The 26068-nt window shown below is 30.3% G+C and carries 14 protein-coding genes, 1 riboswitch and 1 other annotated feature; of the genes, 5 read left to right on the top strand and 9 right to left on the bottom strand.

Going from position 1 to position 26068, the window contains the following annotated elements:
- Positions 1 to 58: 58 nt before the first annotated feature.
- Positions 59 to 1066 carry a tryptophan--tRNA ligase gene (gene trpS, locus KQI86_RS13150; protein WP_216439838.1) on the bottom strand — a complete coding sequence of 336 codons (1008 nt, stop codon included), beginning with the start codon at positions 1064 to 1066 and terminating at the stop codon, positions 59 to 61.
- 69 nt (positions 1067 to 1135) lie between these two features.
- Positions 1136 to 1369, bottom strand: a binding site (T-box leader).
- 45 nt (positions 1370 to 1414) lie between these two features.
- Positions 1415 to 1789 carry a desulfoferrodoxin gene (locus KQI86_RS13145; RefSeq protein WP_216439837.1) on the bottom strand — a complete coding sequence of 125 codons (375 nt, stop codon included), beginning with the start codon at positions 1787 to 1789 and terminating at the stop codon, positions 1415 to 1417.
- Positions 1790 to 2008: 219 nt separating this feature from the next.
- On the opposite strand from KQI86_RS13145, the gene KQI86_RS13140 reads away from it, so the two are divergent.
- On the top strand, positions 2009 to 2215 hold the full coding sequence (locus KQI86_RS13140; RefSeq protein WP_216439836.1) for a hypothetical protein: 207 nt from the start codon (positions 2009 to 2011) through the stop codon (positions 2213 to 2215).
- A 58-nt stretch (positions 2216 to 2273) separates the two neighbouring features.
- On the opposite strand, the gene KQI86_RS13135 is transcribed toward KQI86_RS13140, so the two are convergent.
- From KQI86_RS13135 to KQI86_RS13125, 3 genes are all read right to left on the bottom strand, one after another.
- Complete coding sequence (locus tag KQI86_RS13135; protein ID WP_216439835.1) at positions 2274 to 10841, bottom strand: glycoside hydrolase family 94 protein; 8568 nt, start codon at positions 10839 to 10841, stop codon at positions 2274 to 2276.
- Positions 10842 to 10992: 151 nt separating this feature from the next.
- Entirely contained in the window at positions 10993 to 12285 is a 1293-nt protein-coding gene (lysA, locus tag KQI86_RS13130) for a diaminopimelate decarboxylase (RefSeq protein ID WP_216439834.1), read from the bottom strand.
- A gap of 85 nt (positions 12286 to 12370) precedes the next feature.
- Positions 12371 to 12538, bottom strand: a riboswitch (Lysine riboswitch).
- 64 nt (positions 12539 to 12602) lie between these two features.
- Positions 12603 to 13904, bottom strand: a complete 1302-nt coding sequence (locus tag KQI86_RS13125; RefSeq protein ID WP_216439833.1) for a M18 family aminopeptidase — start codon at positions 13902 to 13904, stop codon at positions 12603 to 12605.
- Positions 13905 to 14040: 136 nt separating this feature from the next.
- Here KQI86_RS13125 and KQI86_RS13120 point away from each other — a divergent pair, with 136 nt between their 5' ends.
- Together KQI86_RS13120 and KQI86_RS13115 are read left to right on the top strand one after the other, a co-directional pair.
- On the top strand, positions 14041 to 15219 hold the full coding sequence (locus KQI86_RS13120) for a cation diffusion facilitator family transporter (RefSeq protein ID WP_216439832.1): 1179 nt from the start codon (positions 14041 to 14043) through the stop codon (positions 15217 to 15219).
- Positions 15220 to 15297: 78 nt separating this feature from the next.
- A complete protein-coding gene (locus KQI86_RS13115; protein ID WP_246582805.1) occupies positions 15298 to 16371 on the top strand; it encodes a PRK06851 family protein in 1074 nt (357 codons plus the stop codon).
- A gap of 44 nt (positions 16372 to 16415) precedes the next feature.
- Here the strand turns inward: KQI86_RS13115 and KQI86_RS13110 are convergent, their stop codons facing one another.
- The 4 genes from KQI86_RS13110 to KQI86_RS13095 form a co-directional block, all read right to left on the bottom strand.
- Positions 16416 to 18542, bottom strand: a complete 2127-nt coding sequence (locus KQI86_RS13110; protein ID WP_216439830.1) for a HelD family protein — start codon at positions 18540 to 18542, stop codon at positions 16416 to 16418.
- Positions 18543 to 18561: 19 nt separating this feature from the next.
- The gene (ftsH, locus tag KQI86_RS13105) at positions 18562 to 20427 is read right to left on the bottom strand and encodes an ATP-dependent zinc metalloprotease FtsH (RefSeq protein WP_216439829.1); all 1866 of its coding nucleotides are present in this window, start codon (positions 20425 to 20427) and stop codon (positions 18562 to 18564) included.
- Between the two features lie 531 nt (positions 20428 to 20958).
- Positions 20959 to 23154 carry a DNA topoisomerase III gene (locus tag KQI86_RS13100; protein ID WP_216439828.1) on the bottom strand — a complete coding sequence of 732 codons (2196 nt, stop codon included), beginning with the start codon at positions 23152 to 23154 and terminating at the stop codon, positions 20959 to 20961.
- 264 nt (positions 23155 to 23418) lie between these two features.
- Positions 23419 to 23850 (bottom strand): response regulator, encoded by a 432-nt coding sequence (locus KQI86_RS13095; protein ID WP_216439827.1) that lies wholly within the window; start codon positions 23848 to 23850, stop codon positions 23419 to 23421.
- Positions 23851 to 24353: 503 nt separating this feature from the next.
- Between KQI86_RS13095 and KQI86_RS13090 the strand changes: the two genes are divergently transcribed.
- Together KQI86_RS13090 and KQI86_RS13085 are read left to right on the top strand one after the other, a co-directional pair.
- Positions 24354 to 25550 carry a DEAD/DEAH box helicase gene (locus KQI86_RS13090; protein WP_216439826.1) on the top strand — a complete coding sequence of 399 codons (1197 nt, stop codon included), beginning with the start codon at positions 24354 to 24356 and terminating at the stop codon, positions 25548 to 25550.
- Between the two features lie 153 nt (positions 25551 to 25703).
- On the top strand, positions 25704 to 26066 hold the full coding sequence (locus KQI86_RS13085) for a phage holin family protein (RefSeq protein ID WP_425514378.1): 363 nt from the start codon (positions 25704 to 25706) through the stop codon (positions 26064 to 26066).
- The last annotated feature ends 2 nt before the right edge of the window (positions 26067 to 26068 follow it).

The following is a 26068-nucleotide window of genomic DNA, read 5'->3' as shown; positions in this document are numbered from 1 at the left end:
AAATAGATTTTAACTTTAAGTAATTTTACTGTCAATTAAATTTGCTATCTTGACTTAACTACCTTGATTTAGCCACGAAACCAATCTTCCTTTGCATTTTTGATAAAGTTTTTCTAGCTACATAGTTTGCTTTTTCAGAACCTTTTGTATATATTGCTTCTAATAAGTCCTTGTTATTCAAATATTCTTTTACTTTATTTTGAACTGGTAATAATTCTTCTATTATGGCCTCTCCAACATCCTTTTTAAATTTAGCATATCCCTGTCCTTCATATTCTCTCTCTATTTCATCTATACCTTTTCCTGTAGCCACACTTAATATATCCATTAAATTTTTAATTCCAGGTTGATCATCACTATATTTTACAACCCCTATTGTATCTGTAACAGCTCTATTTATCTTGTTTCTAATTACTTCTGGTGGATCCATTATAAGTATATAGCTATTTGGATTATCCGCAGACTTTGACATCTTCTTTTCTGGATGTTGTAAATCCATTATTCTAGCTCCAGACTTTCCTATATAAGGTTCAGGAATTTTAAATGTAGGACTATATAAATTATTAAATCTTGAAGCAATATCTCTAGTTATTTCTAAATGTTGTTTTTGGTCACTTCCTACTGGCACCAAATCTGCATTGTAAAGCAATATATCCGCTGCCATAAGCACTGGATAAGTAAGTAGCCCTGCACTTATAGAAGATTCTCCATATCTTGCAGATTTATCTTTAAATTGAGTCATTCTGCTCAGTTCTCCTGTATAAGTAAAACAATTCAATAACCAAGCAGCTTCGCTGTGAGCTGGTATATGGGACTGAATAAATATAGTATTCTTTTCTGGATCTAACCCACAAGCTAAATATATAGCTAATACCTCTAAAGTTCTTCTCCTGAGTTCTTTTGGCTCCTGCTTTACAGTTATAGCGTGTAAATCTACTATACAATAATAAGTATCATATTCATCCTGTAGCTTAACCCAATTTTTTAATGCACCATAGTAGTTTCCTATAGTTAAATTTCCAGAAGGTTGAATTCCACTAAATATAACCTTTTTGCTTTCCTCCATTATTGTTCCTCCTAATCTGTATCAAATTTTTAAATATATAATTAAATAAACAAAAGCCCTATAGCAAAACTATAGGGCGTAGTAACGCGGTACCACCTAACTTTAAGAAAGATCTAATCTTCCTCCTTATAAGGATACAACAATATCCTGCCTCTATATCGTGAGACCTACGTCTAGAACTACTTTAATTTCATCCCGACTCTCCAGAACCCATTCAGCTTAATCATAAATATTGTAATTTCACCAGCTACAACTCTCTATAAATCTGTTTTCAAGCCTACTACTTTCCTTCACTGAGTTAATATTTTTAATTTATAATATTATAAATAATTTTTTTTGTCAATAACATTATTTTTTCCAAAGACCATGAAGATTACAGTATTCTCTTACAGCTATAATTTCTTCATCGATATTAAATAATGCTTCTGGTTTTTCGCCTGGCTTTAAGAATTTTCTATAAGTTTTTCTTTCAGTTAAAACTTCTATCCATTCAATGTAATGTTCTTCTATCATTGGGTGTTCAACTTCTCCAACTTTAACTAATACTCCACCTTCAACCTTTTCTACAACTGGAACATGCTTTTCTTTTGCTCCATCAGTAGTATTCTCTTTTTTTAATGTCATTGGTCTACCACAACATGATAAAGTTCCACCTGCTGGGTGAACTACCTCAACTATATTTCCACATATTTCACATTTATAAATTTGTCTTAATTCTGTCATAATAAGTACCTCCTTAATAATTTTTATTTAATCAAAACTACTAATATATATTAATTATTCTATAAAAATATTTATTCCCCTTCTTTTTTTAATATTTTTATATTAGTTTCTACCATTTTTAATAGCTTATATTAACTTTTACCATTATATAAGTATGTGAATAGTATTTTTCATGTGTCAAATACTAAAAATATTATTAAATAAAAAGGAGGAGAAAATATGGATAGAGGAGAAACTTACCTACCAAACGATAGAGACCATTTAGAGGTAAATCAAAAGATAATTAAATCTTACTCACCAGGTAAAAAAGACTATACTAAGTTGCCTGATAATGTACGAGATCCTATAGTTTCTAACAATATATCTAATGTAGAATTTGATTACACCTCTAAAGAAATGTGGGAATTAAAAGATTTATTTAAATAAGTTTTTATAGAACTGTCTTCCATGATTCACATCTTAGAAGACAGTTCCTTTTTATTTATTAATCTTTAATTATCACTTCTACTCTATGTTCTCCATTTTCCATAAATGGAATAATATTTTTTTCTAATGGCTTATCATTAAGCAATATACTAAATTCTTTTCCTCTTTCAACATATATATGATATATACATTCTCCTCTTTTATAAGTCATCTTGTATCCATTCCAATTCTCAGGTATTCTAGGCTCTACAGTAAAGCCTTCATTTTCTTTAAGTTTAAAACCTAATATACCATTTATAGCTGTAGTATACATCCATCCTGCAGCACCTGTATACCAGCTCCATCCACCTCTGCCCACATGTGGTTCTACTGCATAAACATCAGCTGTAACCACATAAGGCTCTACTTTATATCTTTGGCAATCTAAGTATGAACGTGCATGGTTAATTGGATTGATCATATTAAATATATTGCAAGCCTTATCATTAAATCCTACCATAGTCAACGCTAATATATACCATATAGCAGCATGTGTATATTGGCCACCATTCTCTCTTACTCCTGGTACATAACCCTTTATATATCCTGGTTCTAAAGATGAGTTATGGAAAGGTGGTGTTAAAAGCATTACTAAACCTTTATCATATTTAACAAGATACCTCTCTACAGATAAGATTGCCTCTTTTTTTCTACTCTCCTTGGCTCCTCCAGATATAACAGCCCAAGATTGTGATAATGAATCAATTTGACATTCATCATTTTCAGAAGAACCTAAAGGAGTTCCATCATCAAAATAAGCTCTCCTATACCAATTGCCATCCCAAGCATTTTTTTCTATATTGTCTATGATAAATTGCAACATTTCTTTATATCTTTTTTCTCTTTCGCTATCTCCTTTTATGTCGCATATTCTTATGAAGTCTTTAAGGATAGTGTATAAAAACCATCCCAGCCATACGCTTTCACCCTTACCTTTATTTCCAACAGTACTCATTCCATCGTTCCAGTCTCCTGACCCCATTAAAGGTATATTGTGTTCACCAAACTTTAATGCCCTATCTATAGTTTTTACACAGTGTTTATACACGCTTTCCTTTATTTCAGACTTTCTTGCAATATTGTATCTTTCGTCTTCTCCTTCTCTTAATGGTTCATCCTCTAAGTATGGAACTTCATGGTCTAAGATTGAATAATCTCCTGTATTTTTTATATATTGTAATGTTACATAAGGTAACCACAGCAAATCATCAGAGAATCTAGTTCTTATACCACTATCTACAACTGGATGCCACCAGTGCTGAACGTCTCCTTCAATAAATTGCCTTGAAGATGAGTACAGTATTTGCTCTTTTGTTATCTCTGGCTTTAAATAGGATATTGCTAAAGTATCTTGTAATTGATCTCGGAATCCATAAGCTCCACCTGATTGATAAAAAGCTGTCCTAGCCCAATATCTACAAGCTATTACTTGATACATAAGCCATCCATTTACCATTATATCCATTGTTTTATCTGGTGTTTCTATTTGAATTACACCTAGTATCTCTTTCCAGTAATCTCTAACTTTATCCAGTTCTCTTAAAGCAATTTCTGTACTACTATATTCTTTAATTATCTCATCTACATTATTAATATTCTCTTCTTGACCTAATATAACTAATAATGTCTTTTCTTCTTCTGGATTTACAGATATCTTAGTATTTACAGCCATACAAGGATCTAATCCCGCTCCTACAGCATTAGAAAAGAATTTTCTATTTAGTATTTCAGGACTTTCAAAAGAGCCCTCTTTACCTATAAATTCCCTTCTGTCTCCAGTAAATGTAGTTTCCTCTCCTCCTACCACTTTAAGAAAAGCAATTAGATTGCCAAAGTTGCTACTATAAGGATTTTTAGCATGTATATATTCACCTTCTTCATTTATATAAGTGGATATATACTGGGCTGTTCCTTGAGGTACAACTCCTAAAGCTAATTGAGCATAGTAAGTTAAAGATAATTGTCTCTCAATATCTGTATCATTTTTAAGTTTTACAATACATAGTTTTACGCTTTTATTTAAAGAAGCAAAAGTGGTAAACTCTCCGGCTATTCCATATGCTTTATGTCTAAAAGAAGAGTATCCAAATCCATGCTCTACTATATATTTTCCATTGTTTCTCACGGGTTTTGGTGAAATGCTCCAAACATCTCCTGTATATTCGTCTCTTATATATAAACCTTCCGCTTCACTATCCTTTACAGGATCGTTAGACCAGGTAGTTATTTTGTTTTCCCTACTATTTTTATTCCAAGTATAGGAAATTCCGCTTTCGGAAATATGAAATCCAAAATCTCTATTTGAAATAACATTTATCCAAGGAGCTGGTGTGTTCTTATAATTATCTAGTATTATAAAATATTTATCTCCTTCAGTGCTAAATCCTCCTAAACTATTAAAATATTGAAGCTCAGGAACCGCAAATGTAAAATTACCTTCCTTATAGTTTATTTCCTTAGGCTCTAATAGCTCATAATTATACTGTAGCCCTAAATTAACTTTTACCTGACTACTTAAGCTACCTTTATCACCGTCAATCACTAATCTAGCTATAGACATAATAAGGTTAATATCTTCATAACTCATAGTGACTTTATTGTACAAAAATGTTCCACCAGACTTATTTACTTTATCCCTAGCATAGCTTGAAAATACCAGCTCTTTAATACCATCTTCTAATGGCTGTATATAAGCTGTATCTTCTAAATTCAATATAATTAGATCAGTCTTTAAGCCTTTAATATTCCAATACTCATGGGCTTTTAATAGTTGCCTCAATAACTCTAAATCTTCTTCTTTTCTAATTATTAACAAAACTATAGGCAAATCACCGGATATGCCGTATTTCCAAAGTTCTGATTGACCCCTATTTATAGCTTTTATATACTTCTCTCTTTCTTTAAAACTATTGTTCATAAATATAATCTTAGAAGCTATAGACTGATATAAGTTTGCCATAGAAGAATTTATACCTAGATATCTATTCTCTACTTGTGCTTGTGTCCAAGTAAGTTCAAATACTCTATTTACATTATTCCAGTCTCTATATTTTTCAGCTAACTTTATAACCTCTTCTCTGCTGTCTCCTAATGCGGTAATAAAAGCTAGTTTGCAAGTTTCCCCTGAAGGTATTTCCACTCTTACTCTAAGGCTTAAGATAGGATCTAATACGGCTCCTTTAGTATTTGTAAGTGGAGCATCATTTTCCATTACTTCTGGTTTATGTAAATCTCTATTTCTTCCTATGAAACTTGCCCTGCTGGTTTCGTACTGTATTTTTCCTACTATTTTTTCATCTCCTATAACAGTATGCATTACCCAAGGCTCTTTTCCTTCTTTCTCTCTTTTTCTTCTGTTAGCTAATAAACACATAGGATCCTCTTGGAAGTCAGTCCTTACAAAAAGATTGCTAAATGTCGGATGAACTAAATCTGAATTGTAATTAGTTAAAGTCACCTCAAAATAACTAGTAACTTCTATAGTTCTATTGCTATTACTATTGTTAGTTATGCTTATCTTTCTAACTTCCCCATTATCTTCACTACAAACACCTATTTCTGTAACTGTATATAAATTTCCATCCTTCCTTCTAAATTCAGCTTTATCTTGAGCAAATATAACTTCATATTCCTCCCCTTCATGCTTGCAAGGTTGATAATAATTGCTCCAATATTCATTAGAATTAAGGTTTTTTATATAGAAAAACATACCTGTATTATCATTAGTTATATCTTCTCTCCATCTATATACATTCATATCTTCTTTTTTACTGTATCCACTTCCCCTATTTGTAACCATAACAGAATAATTACCATTGGAGAGTATATTTGCTTCTGGATAAGAAGTTTTGGCGGTAGTATACCTTCTAATCATGCCTACATTTTTATCTTTTATAAATAGGTTCTCCTCATATTTTTCTTCTCTATCATATATAACCATGTTAGGCACTTTTTCTTGCAATAATAATTCTGAAGCTTTAACTCTTGGATCTCTATGAAATCTTTCTTGAAGTACATTATTATTTATTAAATTGTCTAAAGCCATTAAGCTCATTCCTTGGTGATGGACCATATAAGATTTTACTATTTTATATTTTTCATCTTTTGGTAGCCTTTCTTTTGTAAAATCTATAGCTTCATAAAGCCCATATCTTCCTAAAAATCCTTCTTTAATGAATCTTTTTATATTCAAAATTGAATCTTTAATATTCACCTGTAATGCCATTATAGTAGAGTATGGTGATATTACTAAGTCTTTAGACAGTCCTCTTTTCAATCCCACTCCGGGCACTCCAAAAGCCTTATATTGATAATTTAAATTTATATCAAAAGCATAAAATCCAGACTCAGATATTCCCCAAGGGACATTGTTTTTATTTCCGTAGGCTCTTTGAGATTCCACAACAAAATTATAGGTACTATTCAATAATGTATCTGGATAGCTTTTCATTATTAGCAAGGGCATTAGATATTCAAACATAGTTCCACTCCAAGAAACTAAGCCCTTGTTATTCTTAACAGATGTTAAAGTTCTTCCTAATTTAAACCAGTGATCCTGCTCCACATCTCCTTTAGATATAGCTAAAAAACTTGCTTGCCTTGCTTCTGAGGCTAGTAAATCATAATAACAGTTATCGATCTTACCTCTTTCCACATTATATCCTATGGAAAACAATTGTCTGGACTCTTCAAATAACATTTTAAAGTCCATTTCTTCCTCTATTTCTTCCAAATACTCTTTAATTTTAATTATTAAGCTAAGTAAATCTTTTAAATTACTTTCTCCTTTTAAAACTGCTTTATATAAAACTTCACTTTTGTCATGTAATCTATCCTTTAATTCTTGCAATGCAATCAGTATATCATTAATACCACTTTTGTTAGCTATGGACTTTAGCTCTTCTAAATACATCTCTTCTTCATTAGTAAAATACTCTATTTCTAGCCAAGGGAATAAATTAAATATGTTAATAACATTATCCCTTACTGTATCCTTTAATTTTTTATTCCAATATAGCTCTTTCCACTTATCTCCCTTTTCAATTACATTTATGCTATCAGATATTTTATTTAGCCCTTTTATATACTCTACTAAATCTCCATCCCACTTACTTACCCATTCTAAGGAATCTTTATAGAAATCGCTATGCATATCCTTTAATTCTTCATTGCTTAATATCAATAAATCTCCTAACCCTTTAGCCATATCAATATTAAAAATAGGATTTTCTATATATTCTTCTAAAGTTCTATTTGTCAACCATATATATCCCAAAAGATTACCACTGTCTACAGTAGAAATATACTTTGGATATAAAGGCTCTTTAGTTTTAGTGTTATACCAGTTATAAAAATGTCCCTCATACATCTCAAGGGTTTTCATACTCTCAACAGTTTTTTCAATTTTATGAATGCACTGAGTTAATCCTATATATCCTAAATCATAAGCTATAATATTAGATATAAGCCCCATAGCCATGTTAGTGGGTGATGTTCTAGGGGCCACTCCGTTTTCTGGGTATTCTTGAAAATTATCTGGAGCTAGCCAATTGTTCTCCTCATTATTGAAATCTTCAAAATAAGCCCATATCCTTCTACCGATCCCTCTTAAGATTATTTTTTCTTCTATTCCTATTTTATATGTTTCCCTCTTTATATCCTTACTTATATAGTAGGCCGTATAAGGACTGAAGAACCATATAATGCAGGATGGCAATAGTATAAATCCTAAAGAAGCAGATTTATATAATGCTAGAAAAGCTATAATCAACGAAATAAAACTTCCTACCCACATATACCGAATATAATCTATTAGCCTTTTCCCAGAGGAAACTTCTGCATCCGCTGCAGTTTGCCATTCCAATAAATTTTTCTTACTTATTTTAAGTCTGTATAAAGTTCTTATTATCGCATCCGTCATCAAATAAGCTTGGTGAGGTACAAAAGAGAAAATTAAAAAGAACTGTTCAATACCAACCTTCCAATTCTTTATTTTTCCTGAAAGACTTATACCTTTTATCGGTGCAATAACTGCTTCAGAGATATCAAATAATAGAGGAGAAATTAAAGCTATAAATGAAAGTATTATCCATCCTTCTGAAGCTTCTAGTACACTTAAAGATAATATTATCAATAATATTATGGATGGGCTTAAAAGGCTTCTCCTCAAATTATCTAACATTTTCCACTTAGATAATTTATTTAATGAGCTTCTCTTGTAAATCCAAGGAAGTAGTTGCCAATCTCCTCTAACCCACCTATGTAACCTCTTGCAACTAGAGTTGTAATAAGCGGGATACCCATCAATTAATTCTATATCTGTTAAAAGTGCAGTTCTAACATAGGACCCTTCTAATAAATCATGGCTCAATACTGAATTTTCCGGTATTTCATCTCCTAGCATAAAATTAAATATATCAACATCATAAATGCCTTTCCCAGTAAATATTCCTTCTCCAAACATATCTTGATATACATCTGATATGGCAGTTGTATAATGGTCTATTCCCGTTTCTCCTGAAAAAATTTTAGAGAATAAAGTTTTATTGGCGCTAATGTTTGAAATATTAATCCTAGGTTGCATTAACCCATATCCTCTTAGTACTCTCTTATTATCTTTATCAACATATGGATGATTAAGAGGATGGGCCATGGAAGCTATAAGCTTTTTAGAGGAATCTCTAGGTAGTTTTGTATCTGCATCAAGGGTTATTACATATTTAACTTTATATAACTTCTCTATATCTCCACTTATAACATTATAACTTGTATTTTCATCTCCCCTTATCAGTCGATTAAATTCCACCAACTTCCCTCTTTTTCTCTCCCAACCTAGCCATACATTTTCTTTTTCATTATATTGTCTATATCTATTGAAAAAATAAAAAATCTCCTCTCCTTCTTTTGCGTATTTATCATTTAATCTTTTAATTTCTTTTAAGGCAGAGTTTATTATTTTTTCATCATCTATATGATCTTTTTCTTTGTTGTCTTTAAAATCTCCTAATATTGCATAGTATATATTTTTACATCTATTACCTAGGTAATAAACTTCTAAATCTTTAGCTAATTCTTTAGCTCTTTTTTCACTATTTATCAAAGTAGATATAACTACAATACTACTATATTCTTCTGGTATCTCTTCTTTAAATTCAAGCTTAGGTATGATCTCAGGTCTACTTAAATGAGTTATGCTCCAATTAGTTACGGAAATTATTATTTCACTACAAGGTATTAATATAACTATAAAGGTTAAAATATACTGCCATAAGGGCGTACTATATGGATTAAAATTAAAGTACATCAATATAAAAGCTAAAGTCAGAGTTAAAAAAGTTATGAAGCTAATATAGTAGTTCGCCCTTTTACTTTTATTTATATATTTTAATTTTCTAAATCCATGGTCTTTAAATCCAATTTTATCTTTCAAACATTGAATTCCCTCATCAATAATATAGTAACCTACATGTTTTAAATATGGATTCCCTTCATGTTCCGTAGCTTCTTTTGCACATTCTATCGCCTTTTTGGCAACAAAAGACTCTCCTAACTTCATGTGCCTTGCTAATTTTTCTATCTTATGTCTGTAAAAATCCCTAGTAGCAAAATCCATATTTTCATATATATCTGCTGGATCTTCCTTTAAGGTTTTTTCTAGATAACTTAACTTCTCGAAGTATTCCCTCCAATTTAACGAAGATATTTCTCTGATGCCTGTTATACTATTTCCAATTATCATTCTAAAAAGGGCTTGGCGTTTATGCTCTAATAACACTATTTTTTCACCGTTAATGTCCTGCATCACTAACTTCTCATCTATCCAACTGTATACATCTTCATTTTCAAAACCGCTATCCCTTAATACTTTTAATAATTTCTCTGTAAAATAAGGGGTGAAATTTATATTTTCTTTAAATAAATTCTCTAAGGCTTCCTCATTATTAGAGTTTTCTATTAACCTTTCCGCAACCGTTTCTCCTTTATTTTTTTCACTTTGAGCATATACTATATCTTTTGTAACTTCGCATATATTTTGTATTAAAGCTACCCTTATCATTACAGGTAAAGCCCATAATTCGCCACTGGTAAGTATTGTATGCTTTTGATATTCATCAATAAATTTTTCTATGTATTCTCCATTAACCTTTCCTTCTGTTTTATAAACTATTTTCCTTGCTATATGATAAATTCTTGGATACCCTTTTATAGCACCCTTATTAATTAAAGGTAGATTTTCATAATAATCATTAGGCATGCTGCTCTTTATGCTTTTATATTCTTTTTGTATTAGATATAGATTATCTAACAACCATTCTCCTGCAGGAGGTATGTCTTTTTTTCTATTTGCTTCACTATTTATATAGTCATATCCATTCAAAATATCTTGATAACATTTATCTAAATTCTTTATTACTTTTATTCTGCTTTTAATGCTTTTATCTTTTCTATTATAGGGACATTCCTCAAATTCCTCCCCATACATCTCTCTATAGTCTTCACTTTCTTCTTTGTTTTTCAAAAAAATATATAAAATAGAAGATATCAACAATATTAAAAGAATGATAAGAGAAACTTCGTAATATAACATAACTATCCATCCCTTTCAAAATATAAATTGCTTAAGTTATTATTTCCAAAAAAATAAAAAATATTATGGAGATACTCTCCATAATATTTTTAAATATTCTTTTAAAATATATTAATATTAAATTTTTATAGATACTCTACTAACTTTCAGTTTATATTTCATTGCTTAATAAGTCTTCATAGCTTTGCCTCTTGCAAACTAATCTGCAACTTCCATTGCTTACAAATACTACAGGTGGTTTTGGTGTTTTATTATAGTTATTACACATAGCGTATCCATAAGCCCCTGTAGATAAAACAGCTAAAATGTCTCCTCTGTTAACTTGAGGCATAACTATATCAGTTAATAGTATATCTCCCGATTCACAGCATTTTCCCGCTATAGTAATTTTTTCTGAAATTTCTCCATATACATTATTTGCTACTAAGCATTCATACTCTGCATTATATAAAGCTGGTCTTATATTATCTGTCATGCCTCCATCAACGGATACATATTTTCTAATATTAGGTATATCTTTAATTGCTCCAACGGTATATAAAGTTATTCCTGCGTTACCTACTATTGATCTTCCAGGCTCAATTGTCAGTATAGGAAGCTCCATTTTAAGTTCTTTAGCTTTTTTTATAGCCCTATTTATTATAGCATTACAATATTCTTCAGCAGTTTTAGCCTTATCTCCTGTTTTATAATATATTCCAAAACCACCACCTAAGTCTAATTCTTCTAGCTTATAGTCAAATTTTTCATATATATCATTAACTAATTCCAGCATTATATCTACTTCATCTTCAAAAGGTGTGGTTTCAAAAATTTGTGACCCTATATGGCAGTGTAAACCAGCCAAATTAATATTTGAACATTTAATGGATTTTTCTACTGCTTTAAAAGCCTCATCTTCAATTAATGTAAATCCAAACTTTGAGTCAACTTGACCTGTCTTTATATAATCATGAGTGTGAGCTTCAATACCTGGGCTAATTCTTAAAATTATTTTTTGAACTATACCTTTTTCTCTAGCTATTTCATTGATTATATCTATTTCACCAAAATTATCTACTACAAATCTCCCAACACCTAAGTCTATACCCATTTGAATTTCATCTATGGTTTTGTTATTTCCATGAAAATACACCTTATCCATTGGGAATTCTGATTTATAAGCGGTATACAGCTCTCCACCGGATACTACATCTAAGTATAATCCTTCTTCTTTTACTAATCTACACATAGCCTTAGTTAAAAAAGCCTTTCCTGCATAAGCTACCTTGTTGCCCATCTCTTCAACTTTGAAGTCTTTATAATATTCCCTACAATTTTTTCTTATTAAACCTTCATCCATTACATATAGAGGTGAACCATGTTCTTTCACTAAATCTATAGCACTTATTCCACCTATATATAAAGTATTGTTTTTTACTTCCATATTTCCAAATAACCTCATTCTTCTCATCTCCCTATAAAATCTTCTTTATAAAAAAATTAAAGCAGCTAAGGTACACCTCTAGCTGCAATTTTAACAACCTTGTGACCCCTGTAGCTCTCCACCATAATAGTGACAACTTTACATATATTCTATGCAAAGCCAGAAAACAAATTGCCAATGTTGCTTTCTTCGGCTATAGCTCCTTTCCTTATTCTTCACAGTGTGGCTTCTCCAAATAAGTACTATTAACTACAGCACCTCTACCCATAGGTAACTTTAATATATTAAATTATTAAAAATAGTTTATCATAATGCATACTATCTTTCAATAGTAATTATAATCTATAAAACTCTTTAAAAGATTTTGTAATAAAGTAATGGTCTTCAACTCCACCTAATTCTCTTATTGAGTGCATTCCAAGAATCGGGCTTCCAATATCTACAGATGGTATATTTATGTGAGTTGATGATATTGGTCCTATAGTTGAACCTCCTCTAGCATCAGAACGATTTACAAACTTCTGAACAGGAACTTCTACTCTTTTACATATAGCTTCATATATAGATGAAGAGTAGCTATCCGTTGTATAATTTTGATTAGCATTTATTTTAATTACTGGTCCCCTATTAATCATCGGTCTGTTTATTGGATCAGCCTTCTCTGGGGAATTTGGATGAACTGCATGAGCTAAATCTGATGATATGATAAAGGATTTAGCTAAGGCCCTAAAATAAGGTTCTTTTCCCACTTCTTCCTTTTCTACTATTCTTTCTAATATACTAGATAGAAAAATTGAATCCGCCCCTTGCTTTGTTGAACTTCCTACTTCTTCATTGTCAAAGAAAACTACCATATTAGTGGTCTTTCCTGCTTCACTCTCTACTAAAGCCTTAAGAGCTGCATGCACCATGGATAAATCATCTAGTCTTGAACAAGAAATAAATTCATTATTCATTCCCATTATACAACCTTTTTCATATTCATATAAGAATAAGTCAAAATCTAAAATATCTTCTTTGTTTAAATTTAATTCCTTGCATATTAAGTTAACTAAATAGTCTTCTTTTTCTAGTGAATCATTTATAATGCTCATAAGTGGAAGAGTATGTACCTGAGGATTAAGTTCAATACCTCTATTAACTTCTCTATTCATATGTATTGCTAAGTTTGGTATTACTAACAAAGGTCTTTTTATATTCACTAGTTTTTCAATAGGCTCCATTACCTTTTTTCCTCTTAGTATTACCCTTCCAGCAATAGATAGAGGTCTATCTAACCAAGTATTTAATATTGGTCCTCCATATACTTCTGTATTTAATCTTAAATACGCTCCTTCGCTAACCATATATGGATTTGGTTTTATTCTAAAGGTTGGAGAATCTGTGTGAGCACCGATGATCTTAAATCCATTTTCTACTACACTTTCACTTCCCATTATGAATACTGCTATAGCGGATCCATTCTTCTTAACATAATATTTCTCTCCACTTATTAAATCCCATTTATCTCTTTCTTTTAATTCTTTAAATCCACAACCCTGCAATATGTTCTCCACAGTTTCCACAGCATGAAAGGCTGTTGGGCTGCTGTATGAAAAATCTATAAGTTCTTCTGCTAACTTTAATTTTTCGTTCATTTTTAATACCTCCATATAATGCTATTAACATTAGAATATCATAGTTTACTTATGAATTGTATTATTTTATTAATATTTGCTATAATATGCTATAGTATTAAAATATGTTTATTAAATTTTTTAAGAGGTGTTAAAAGTGCTATCTCAAATTTTAGTTAAAACTTTTATTAAAGAACCTGAAAATGTGGATAAAGAAAACGTAAGAAATTCCTATGGATTTTTAGGGAGTACAGTAGGGATAATAGTCAATACCATTTTATTCATAGTTAAATTATTTGTGGGTATAATAACAAAGAGTATATCTGTTACTGCTGATGCTTTTAATAACCTTTCTGATGCAACTTCTTCACTTATAACTATGATAGGTTTTAAACTAGCTTCAAAACCTGCTGATAAGGAACATCCTTTTGGCCATGGAAGAATAGAATACCTATCTGGTTTAGTTGTTTCATTTATGGTAATTTTAGTGGGCTTTGAATTTATTAAATCCTCATATAGTAGAATAATCAACCCTATACCCGTTCAATTTAAGACCTTATCCTTTGTATTATTACTTTTGTCTATCGGTACAAAAGTTTGGTTGAGTAGGTTTAACAGCTTTATAGGTAAAAAAATTAATTCTACTGCTCTACAAGCTTCCTCACTTGATGCTTTAGGAGATGTATTTACTTCAAGTTGCGTTGCTTTATCTTTGGCAATATCAAAATGGACCACTTTTCCTATAGATGGTTATATCGGAATACTTGTTTCTCTTTTTATTATGTACTCAGGGTACAGTTTAATAAAAGACACTTTAAGCCCTCTACTAGGTGAAGCCCCTGATAAAGATTTAGCCAATAAAATAATCAACGGAGTATTAAGTTATAGATATATCTCCGGAATACATGATTTAGTTATACATAATTATGGACCCGGTAAATTCATGGCATCAATTCACGCTGAGGTACCTCAAGATATATCTCTAGTGAAAATCCATGAAATAATTGATAGAGCAGAAAAGGAATTATCTGAAAAGCTCAATATAATACTGGTAATTCATATGGATCCTATAAACACAGACGATGAAGAAGTTAATTACGCCCGAGAAGAGCTAGAAAAAATAATAAAAAATTATCCTACAATAACCTCCCTTCACGATTTTAGAATCGTGGGAGAAGGTGAAAAAAAGAATTTAATATTTGATATAGTTATCGATTATAAGCAACCTCTTACTGAGGAATTTCAAAATAATATAATAGAAAGTATAAATAGAGATATTAAAAATATTCATCCTCAGTATAATGCAGTAATTACCATAGATAGAGATTTTCTTTAAAAAATAAAATTTTTTCAACATAATCCCAGCGTCAGCATAGTATATATTGATTCTTATATTATGGAGAGTGAGTATGTTATGAATAAAGAGAGACATTTATTCCCTGGAAGCAATACTTCCATGGGGTTTCATTCATTTTTTCAATATATTATACCTTTAAATGAAGCTAAAAGAATATTTTATATAAAAGGCGGACCTGGAACGGGCAAATCCTTCCTTATGAAAAAAATAGGAAAAGTATTTAGTGAAAAGGGTTATTCAATTGAATATTTTCATTGTTCTTCCGACAATGAATCCCTAGATGCAGTAGTAATTAAGGAACTAGGAATTGCACTATTAGATGGTACTGCTCCTCACATTAATGATCCAAAAGTACCTGGTGCCGTAGATGAAATCATTAATTTTGGAGTTTGTTTAAATGAATCTAATCTTTCTAAAGTAAAAGAAGAAATAATGAATGTAGATAACAAAATTAAGGATAGTTTCAAAAGAGCATACGCTTATATAGGCGCTGCAAAAAAGGTTCACGATGACTGGAGACATCATAATAGTAAAGCATTAGATAAAGATAAGTTAAGGAAATTAAAAATAGATTTTAAAAATAAAATAATTAAAAACAATGTAGATAAGAACGGAAGTGAGAGACACTTATTTGCTACAGCTTTTACTCCTAATGGGATAATAACTTATATAGATACTATATATAAACATTGTAGTAAAACATACCTTCTAAAAGGTGGACCTGGAACTGGAAAAACTGAATTATTAAACTACATTAAGGAGGAAGCTTTGGTAAACGGATATGATGTTGAGGTATTCCATGATCCTTTAAATCCGGAAAGAATTGAACATTTGATTTTACCTGAACTAGATACAGCCCTTCTAACCTCCAGCGAAATAAGTAAACTATCTCTATCTGATGAAGTAATAGATATGGATTCTTTATTAAACAACGATTATATAGATTCTGTTAAAGATTTAATATTAGAAGATAGTTATAATTTTTATAAATTATTAGATATAGGTCTTAAAAATTTATCAAATTGTAAAAAACTTCATGACGATCTTGAGAAATATTATGTTGATAACATAGATTTTCAATGTAGAGATGAAATTTCGGAAAAAATAATCCATAGACTTCTAGAATATTAAAGATATAAAGGAAGCTAAATTAGCTTCCTTTATATCTTTAAATTTTAATATTTCAACTTAAGAACCCTCAAATTATGCAAAGCCCTTGTCGCCATAACGTACATCATTTTTGAATAGTTAGTGAAGTTATCATCAATTATTATTACTCCATCAAATTCTAAGCCCTTAGCAAGGTATGATGATATCACTATCTCTCCTGAGGTATATATAGCATCTTCTCTATCTATAGTCTTTATATACATCTTGCCTTTTATAAGCTTGCTTATATATTGAGTGGTATCATTATTTTTGCATATTACAGCAATAGTCTCTAATCCCTTATCTTTAAATTCTTTTATACTACTTAAAAGCCTCTCTTGGAGTTTTTCTTCCTCATATATATCTTCTACTATTACTTCTTCTCCCTTTCTAACTAATGGGATTATTTCATTTTCACCTAAATAAGTATTAGCATATTTCATTATCTCCTGAGTAGATCTATAGCTTTTATTTAAAGGATATCTCTCTACATTTTCAAGTTCCATATACTCTTCTAAGTACTCCATAGCTATTTTATCCTCATAGGGAATTAGCCTTTGATTTCTATCTCCAACTATAGTGAAATGCTTACATTTTGTTAATTCCTTGATCACAATTAACTGTAGTAGATTATAATCTTGTGCTTCATCTATGACTACATGTCTTATATCATCTTTATATGTTAATCCTTCTAAATTAATCTTTAAATATAGTATAGGCGCTAAGTCATCAACTGTTAAATATTTATCCTTATTAAATTCTATATACATGTCTACTACATCATCATTCTTTAACCAATCCAGTCTTTTCTTAGTTTCCATAACCTCAGAAATTACATTTCTAATATTAATCCTTCTCTGGAATTCCAATTGACTTCCATGAGCATTTAATTCTTCTTGCGTCATTTTCGCCAAAGTTTCTTTGTAGTTTTTTTCTATTTCTCTTACTCTTTCATCTCTAGCATCTCTGATTTTAGTATATATAACTCTCTTTATTCTTTTGCTCCTCTTAAATAGAGGCATTGTTTTAAAATGTTTATCAAACATCTCTTCTATTTCTTCTTTAGTTAATATTACATTATTGAAGAATATTACATCTTCAACTTTAAAATAATTATTGTTAGTATGCTCTAAAAAGAGATCTAATTCTTTAAGATATCTGTATGAGCCTTTATATTTAATTTTTTCTATAAATTCTTCATCTTCTTGAATTACTTTTTCCATGTACTCTTTTAAGCCCATTATCTCGTCTATGTCTATCAATGACATAGCAAAATCTACAAAAGTACTCTGCTTAACCCCGACTTCACCTAAACTCGGTAAAACCATTGAAATATATTCCATAAATATATTATTAGGACCAAGTATAAGTACTCTATCTTGAAGAATATTTCTGTAATTATACAATAAGTATGCAATTCTATGAAGAGCTATTGTAGTTTTACCGCTACCCGCTACTCCATCTACTACTATAGTTTTATTATGAGGTTGCCTTATTAAATTATCTTGTTCTTCTTGTATAGTCATTACTATATCTTTTAATTTATCACTTGAATTGCTACTCAATACCATTTGAAGTATTTCATCTTTTATATCAAGAGCAGAGTCAAATAGCCCTAAAAGCTTTCCTCTTTTTACTATTAGTTGTCTTTTCCCGAGTATATTTACTTTAATCTCTCCTGCAGGTGCATTATAAGAAGCTTCACCTGGTTTACCAGTATAAAATAAAGCTGCCACAGGGGATCTCCAGTCTATAACTATAGGTTCGTAAGTATCCTTTGGCGTTAAACCAAATCTACCTATATAGATATATTCCTCATCTATAGAATTGTCCTCTATAAAGCCTACCTTTCCAAAGTAAGGAGAAGAAGCTAATATAGTTAGCTCCTTTAATCTCCTATCTATAAACCTAAATTGTTCTTCTAGTATATATCTTTCATGATCGAAGTATTCCGCTACCTGGTCTTCATCTTTTCTATATTCTTCAACATCATCTTTTCTATGAGTTGTTATATGATCTATTATATTTTTTCTACTGTTTATCAATTTATTTATTTCATTATTTATTATAATAATAGTATCTTCTAACTTTTCTTTTTCAATGTTGAATTGTATCTCTTTTTGAAGTTCCTTTTCTATTTCAGAATTAATCATTATTTTACCACCACCCTAATTATTCTTCTTCCTGGGCAGATTCTTCCTCACCTTTTATTATGGCCATAAATTCATCGCCCATAATAGTTTCTTTTTCTAATAGTCTTTCCGTAATCTTATCTAATAACTCTCTATTTTCTGTTAATACATCTATTGCCTTTTTATGAGCTTCTTTTATTATCTTTAAGGTTTCTTCATCAATAATAGCTTCTGTTTCAGCGCTACAATTTTTAACAGGCCTTCCATCTAAATACCTATTTGATGTGGATTCTAATCCCATCATATCAAATTTTTCGGTCATTCCATAAATAGTTACCATGCTCCTTGCAGTAGCTGTAGCTTTTTCGATATCATTTGATGCACCAGTAGATATGCTATTAAGCACTACTTCTTCTGCTGCTCTTCCTCCTAGCATTACACAAATTTGATCAAACATTTCTTCTTTAGTTATTAAATATTTTTCCTCTGTTGGAAGCTGCATGGTGTATCCTAACGCTCCCATTGTTCTTGGTACAATTGTAATTTTATGAACCGGATCAGTATTAGTAAGCAATGCAGCTACTAATGCGTGGCCAACTTCATGGAACGCAACAGCTCTTTTTTCTTTAGGAGATAATATTCTATCTCTCTTTTCTTTTCCTGCAATTATAACTTCTACAGCTTCATTTAAATCCTCTTGTATAACTTCTTTTCTATTATTCTTTACTGCTCTTAATGCTGCTTCATTTATAATATTTGCTAAATCCGCTCCTACAGCACCTGGAGTTGATCTTGCTACAGCATTTAAGTCTACATCCTCTGACATTTTAACTCCCTTTATATGAACCTTTAGTATCTCTTCTCTACCATTTAGATCAGGTCTATCTACAATAACTCTTCTATCAAATCTACCTGGTCTTAAAAGAGCCTTATCTAAAACTTCTGGTCTATTTGTTGCAGCTAAAATTACTACCCCTTTAGAGGAATCAAAACCGTCCATTTCAGCTAACAACTGATTTAAAGTCTGCTCTCTTTCATCATTTCCACCTAAGTTTCCATCTCTGCTTTTACCTATGGCATCTATTTCATCTATAAAAATTATACATGGGGCCTTTTCTTGAGCCTGATTAAATAAATCCCTTACTCTGGCAGCACCCATACCTACAAACATTTCAACAAAACCTGAACCAGATATAGAGAAGAAAGGAACCTTTGCTTCCCCTGCAACAGCTTTAGCTAAAAGCGTCTTACCTGTTCCTGGAGGACCCACTAACAATGCTCCTTTAGGTAGCTTTGCACCAATTTCTGAATACTTTTTAGGATTGTGCAAGAAATCAACTATCTCCACAAGAGATTCCTTAGCTTCTTCTTGTCCTGCCATATCTTTAAAAGTTACACCTGTTTCACTTTCTGCATAAATTTTTGCAGTATTTTTCCCAAAGGACATAACACCGCTACCCATTTTCTTATCTATTTTACTAAACATGAATCTTCCTAGAGCCATGAAAATTAAAAATGGTAAAACCCAGTTTACTATAAAGCTCTTAATAGGGCTATCTTGCTTAACTACAACTCCATCATAAGGAACATTAGCTTTTTTTAATCTTTCTATCAGCTCTTCATCCTCTGCTATCTTACCTGTATAAAGCACCTTTCCTTCATCTTTTGTACCTTCTTTAGGATATATTATAATTTTATCTGAAGCAATTTGTACTTCTTTTATTTGATTCTCTTGAACCATAGTATTAAATTCTGTGTATTTTATATGCTTAACTTGATTGTTTACTACATAGTCATTAATTAGAAATACAACTAAAGTAACAGCGATAGCATAATAAATGATGTATTTAAATTTATTGTCATCAAACTTATTGTTCTTGTCTTTGTCGTTCTTATTATTGAGCATTATCTTCCTCCATATTTAAATTTAATTATGTATGCTAGTTTTAAAAAACTACATACATTGTTTTTAATAACTGTATATATTGATTATAATAAATAATTATACATTTAAAAATATTGTTTACAATAGTTTTAAATAGAGTTTTTATTTTATACATATTTGTTATTAATACCCCTATACGGTACTTACATATTTATATTATACTTTATATCATCTATGCTTTTCAATGTTAATAATATTAAAAATTGCGATGCAACTTTATTTAGATATTTAGATTTCTAAGTATGCATTACATAGCATTTTTAAGTTTTAGACAGTAAATGAGTATTTACTATAATTGAAAAAAGATTTGTAAACTATAAAAGAGCTAAATATGTAGTGAAATAGCGACTTTTGATGAAGTGGCTTCACTACATATTTAGCTTTCTATTTTCCATAACAAGTTGTCTTTGTAAAACTTATACTTGTAAAAACAATTTGTCATCCTCTAGTTCTGAAAAGCTATGTGTCTTAAAATTATATTTTGTTCACTAATTATTTTAAATTTAATTTTGCTAAAGCTTCTGCAAGAGCTGAATTTATAGGTGCTTCACTTTCCTCTTTCATTTTTTTCATATATCTTGAAACTTCTTTTTTATTTAACTTACCTTCGTTTTCCTTAAATCTCTTATTAAATGAAGAAAGTTTCTCCCTAAAGGTACAATTTCCACAAACATAAATCTGCCCTTCACCTTGCCCTTTAAGTTCTAATCTTTTATGACATTCAGGACATCTTACATTAGTAAATCTACTGATATTCTGCCTTTTACCACATTCTCTATCTTGACATACAAGTATCTTTCCGTGTTTTCCATTAACCTCAAGCATATACTTACCACAATCAGGGCATTTAGTTCCCGTTAAATTGTTGTGTACATACTTATCTTTACTTCCTTTTACATCTTCTACAAGTTTTGAAGAATATGTTCTCATTTTATCTATAAACTCTCTATCACTAATCTTCCCTTTGCTTATCAAATCTAGTTCCTTTTCCCATTTCGCAGTTAATACAGGGGATTTTAAATCTTCAGGTACTAAATCTACAATTTGCTTTCCTTTTGATGTTGGAGTTATTTCTTTTCCTTTTTTCTCTATATAAAAGGAGTTATAAAGTTTCTCTATTATATCCGCTCTTGTAGCAACGGTTCCTAGTCCACCAGTTTCTCCTAATGTCTTTGCATGTTCTTTGTTCAAATTAATGTATTTTTGAGGATTTTCCATAGCTGATAAAAGTGTTCCCTCATTAAATCTTGCAGGTGGTTTTGTTTGCCCTTTATTTATGTTAACGGAAATAAAGCTTATAGCATCTCCCTTATTAACCTTTGGAAGGTTCTGATCTTTGATTTCATCTTCTCCATCCATGCTTTCATCTAGCTCTTCCTCTTTATCATAAATAGCCTTCCAACCCTTTGCTTTAATATTTTTACCATTAGCTATAAATGTTTCTCCATTAACTTCTGCTTTAATAGTGGTTTGCACATATTCAAAAGGTGGAAGCATAACGCTTAAAAAACGTTTAATAACTAAATCATATATCTTTCTTTCTTCACTACTCAAATATGCTAAATTAATCTTTTGCTCTGTTGGAATTATGGCATGGTGATCTGATACCTTGCTATCATCTACAAAACCTTTATGAGCTTTAATCCTATCTTTTAATATATCATTTGCAAATTTGCTATACTGACCTATGGCTATGGATTTCAATCTAAGTGGAAGCGTAGATACAATATCACTAGAAATATATCTAGAATCCGTTCTTGGATAAGTCAACACCTTGTGATTTTCATATAATCTTTGCATTATAGAAAGTGTTTCTTTTGCAGAATATCCAAATATTCTATTTGCATCCCTCTGAAGCTCCGTTAAGTCATAAAGAGCTGGAGCATATTGCTTCTTATCCTTTTCTAGTACTTCAACTATTCTACCACTCTGACCACTAACCTTAGCTACAACCTCTTTTGCAATATTTTCATCAAAAGTATAGAACTGCCCTCCTTTATTTTGCCAACGAAGGGTAAAACCCTTACCGCTAGCCCCTATACTATATTGATCCCTAGGTCTGAAGTTTTTAATTTCCTCTTCCCTCTCTACTATTAATGCAAGAGTTGGTGTCTGAACTCTTCCCGCAGAAAGCTGAGCATTATATTTGCATGTTAATGCCCTTGTCACATTAAGCCCTACAAGCCAATCTGCCTCTGCTCTACATACTGCAGATCTGTATAAATTTTCATAGTTTTTTCCAGGCTTTAAGTTGTTAAAACCATCAATTATAGCTTTATCCGTTTGAGATGAAATCCAAAGACGTTTTATAGGCTTTCTAAAACCTACTTTTTCAATAATCCATCTAGCAACTAGCTCTCCTTCCCTTCCAGCGTCTGTTGCTATAACAAGCTCATCTATGTCATTTCTAGTCATTACTTTTTTTACCTGACTAAATTGCTTCCCAGTCTTTCCTATAACATTAAGCTTCATCCTTTTAGGCAGCATTGGAAGAGTATCCATACTCCACTTTTTATATTTGTCATCATAAGCCTCGGGATCTGCTAGGGTAACCAAATGCCCTAATGCCCAAGTTACAATATATTTATTTCCTTCTAGATATCCATTTCCTTTTATATTACACTTTAAAACCCTTGCTAAATCTCTACCTACACTTGGCTTCTCCGCCAAAACTAAAATCTTTCCCATAATTTTTCCTCCATATTAACTTTTATAATAACTATATAAAAAAAAGAGTACCTTAGTTTTAAAGATACCCTTTATAATTACATGATTTTATTTAATACATTACTTATATTCTAATAGTAAACTAAAATAACTACTTTATCAATTTTATGTTTAATTTCTATATTTAATTATTAATATAATTATAACATAATAATTCTATAAATTAATTATATTTTTTATGCCTATTAGTTTTTTAAAATTAAATATATAATACACAAAGCTAAATTAAAAATCCATAGCTATTTTTGTATTGATGTTATTTATGTACTTTCTATTACTTTTCATTTTTTTACTTTCAAATATTGCTGTCTCTATAGTAGATAAAAGCTTTTTTTCATTTATGGGTTTTTCCACATATCCCATAATTCCAATTTCATCTGCAACATCTATAAATTCTTCTATATTTTGTTCTGTTATAATTATAATGCAATTTGTTATTGCCTCTTCAATAATCATTTTTGAGGCTTCTAATCCATTAAGTACAGGCATGTTTATATCCATAACAATTAAATCTGGATTAGTTTTTCTAGCAATCTCCACTGCACTTAATCCATTAGAGGCTATGCCTACAACTTCGTAGCCCGCCTCCATTAAAGTCTCTGAAATATCCATTCTAGTAATAGGCTCATCTTCGGCTATTACTATTCTTTTAATCATCAATTTTTCCTCCTTTAAGTTAATGAATTTCATTACAAAGGATTATGCTTAAGTAAAATTATACTAAATTTTAAATATTTACACAATCCTTGCCTCTTAAAGAGCATAACTATTACATTGCTAATAGTATTTCTTAAAATAATATATGTAAACTATCTACTACATATTCTTACACTTGTATTGCATTTTTATAATAGAAGATATGTTATAATATTAATATATTTTTTGAAACTAGAAAAAATTATACATTTGATCTTATAAAAAAAGTAGAAAGAACTCAGTAAAAAGAATAATATAGTAGATTTTATTAATTTGTCAGATTATAATATTAAATGCAGAATTATTACAGCTCTTTCAAGAGAAGTCACAGATAAAGATTATTTCTTTCAAACTAACATTTCTTTATGAAAAAAGTTTATAAGTAAATCTTTCTATAAAAATGCTATATAAAAATTAATCCAGTAAATAATAATTCTTAAATAGATAAACAAAAGGAGATAAATATGACGATATCATTTGATAAACTAAATTTAAATCCTCAATTAGTGGATGGATTGAATAAAGGTGGTATAAAAGTCCCTACAGATATTCAAGCAAAAGCTATTCCTCTAGCTTTAGAAAATAAAGATATTATAGGACAGTCACAGACTGGAAGCGGTAAAACTTTAGCCTATTTACTTCCTATATTTCAAAAAATAAATTCTGAAAAAAGAGAAATGCAAGCTATTATATTAGCTCCAACTCATGAGCTAGCTATGCAGATAGACAGAGAAATAAAACTTTTAGCTACAAATTCTGAAATTCCTGTAACTTCAACTCCTATAATAGGAGAAGTAAATGTAAAAAGACAAATAGAAAAGCTAAAAGAAAAACCTCATATAATTGTGGGATCTACAGGTAGAATATTTGAGCTTATAAAAATGAAAAAAATCAGTGCCCACACTATAAAAACTATAGTCATAGATGAAGGCGATAGATTGCTTGATCAAAATAATTTAACTCGTGTAAAAGATGTGATAAAAACAACAATGAGAGATAGGCAACTGATGACCTTCTCAGCTACAATAAACAATAGAACTTTAGATATAGCAAAAGGACTAATGAAGGATCCTGAAATTATAACCATAGAAGATAAAGTTCAGGTTAACGAAAATATTAATCATTTATATTTGACTTGTGAACAAAGAGATAAAATTGAAGTTTTAAGAAAATTAATAGCCGCAACAAAACCTAAGAGAGGTATAATTTTTATAAATAAACCAGATGAGGTGGAAATAGCTACATCAAAACTTCAATATCATCATATTAATGCTTATGGAATATATGGAAATGCTTCAAAGGAAGAAAGAAAAAAAGCTTTAGATGGTTTTAGAAGTGGTAAATTTCAATTATTAGTAGCTTCTGATTTAGCAGCTAGAGGGTTAGATGTAAAAGAAGTGACTCATATATTTAACCTAGACTTACCACAGGACTCAAAAGAATATATACATAGGGCAGGTAGAACTGGAAGAGCAGGTAGTTTAGGAACTACTATTTCTATAGCTACAGAAAAGGAAGTTTCCTTGCTCAAAAGATATGAGAAAGACTTAAATATAAAAATTATAGGTAAATCTATATATAAAGGAAATTTAATAGATAGCAATGAATCTAATAAAGCAACTAATAAAAAACGAGATAATAATTCAAAAAAATTTAAGTAATTTTAAAAAAATGCATTTATAAATGCATTTTTTTATATTTTTAAGGTAATGATAAATTAATATCAAAAATATTCTCTTATTATTTAAATATTTTTATATTTTATACACACAATATATATGAATTAATTTTTTATTTTAAAGGAGGAAATGATTATGGGCAACAAAAATGCAGAAGGTACTAACTCTACTTTTATGGGTTATATAATAAGACTTGTATTAACTACTATTGTGCTAGCAATAACATCCTTTTTAACACCTGGCTTTACTATAGTAGGATTTTGGCCAATGATATTAGCCGCAGTTGTAATTACAATAATAGATGCTTTAGTAGAAAGCTTCATGGGCGCAGATGCCTCACCTTTTGGAAAAGGCTTTAAAGGATTTATTATAGCAGCTATAATAATATACTTAACTCAACTTTTTGTACCTAATATGAGAGTATCTATAATAGGTGCCATATTAGCTGCTTTAGTTATTGGAGTAATAGATGCTTTATTACCTGGAAGAGTTATGTAAAG

Source organism: Clostridium mobile (genome assembly GCF_018918285.1).
Lineage (GTDB): Bacteria > Bacillota > Clostridia > Clostridiales > Clostridiaceae > Clostridium_AW > Clostridium_AW mobile.
Note: the sequence above shows the minus strand (reverse complement) of the source record. Positions and strands in the feature narration are given on the sequence as shown.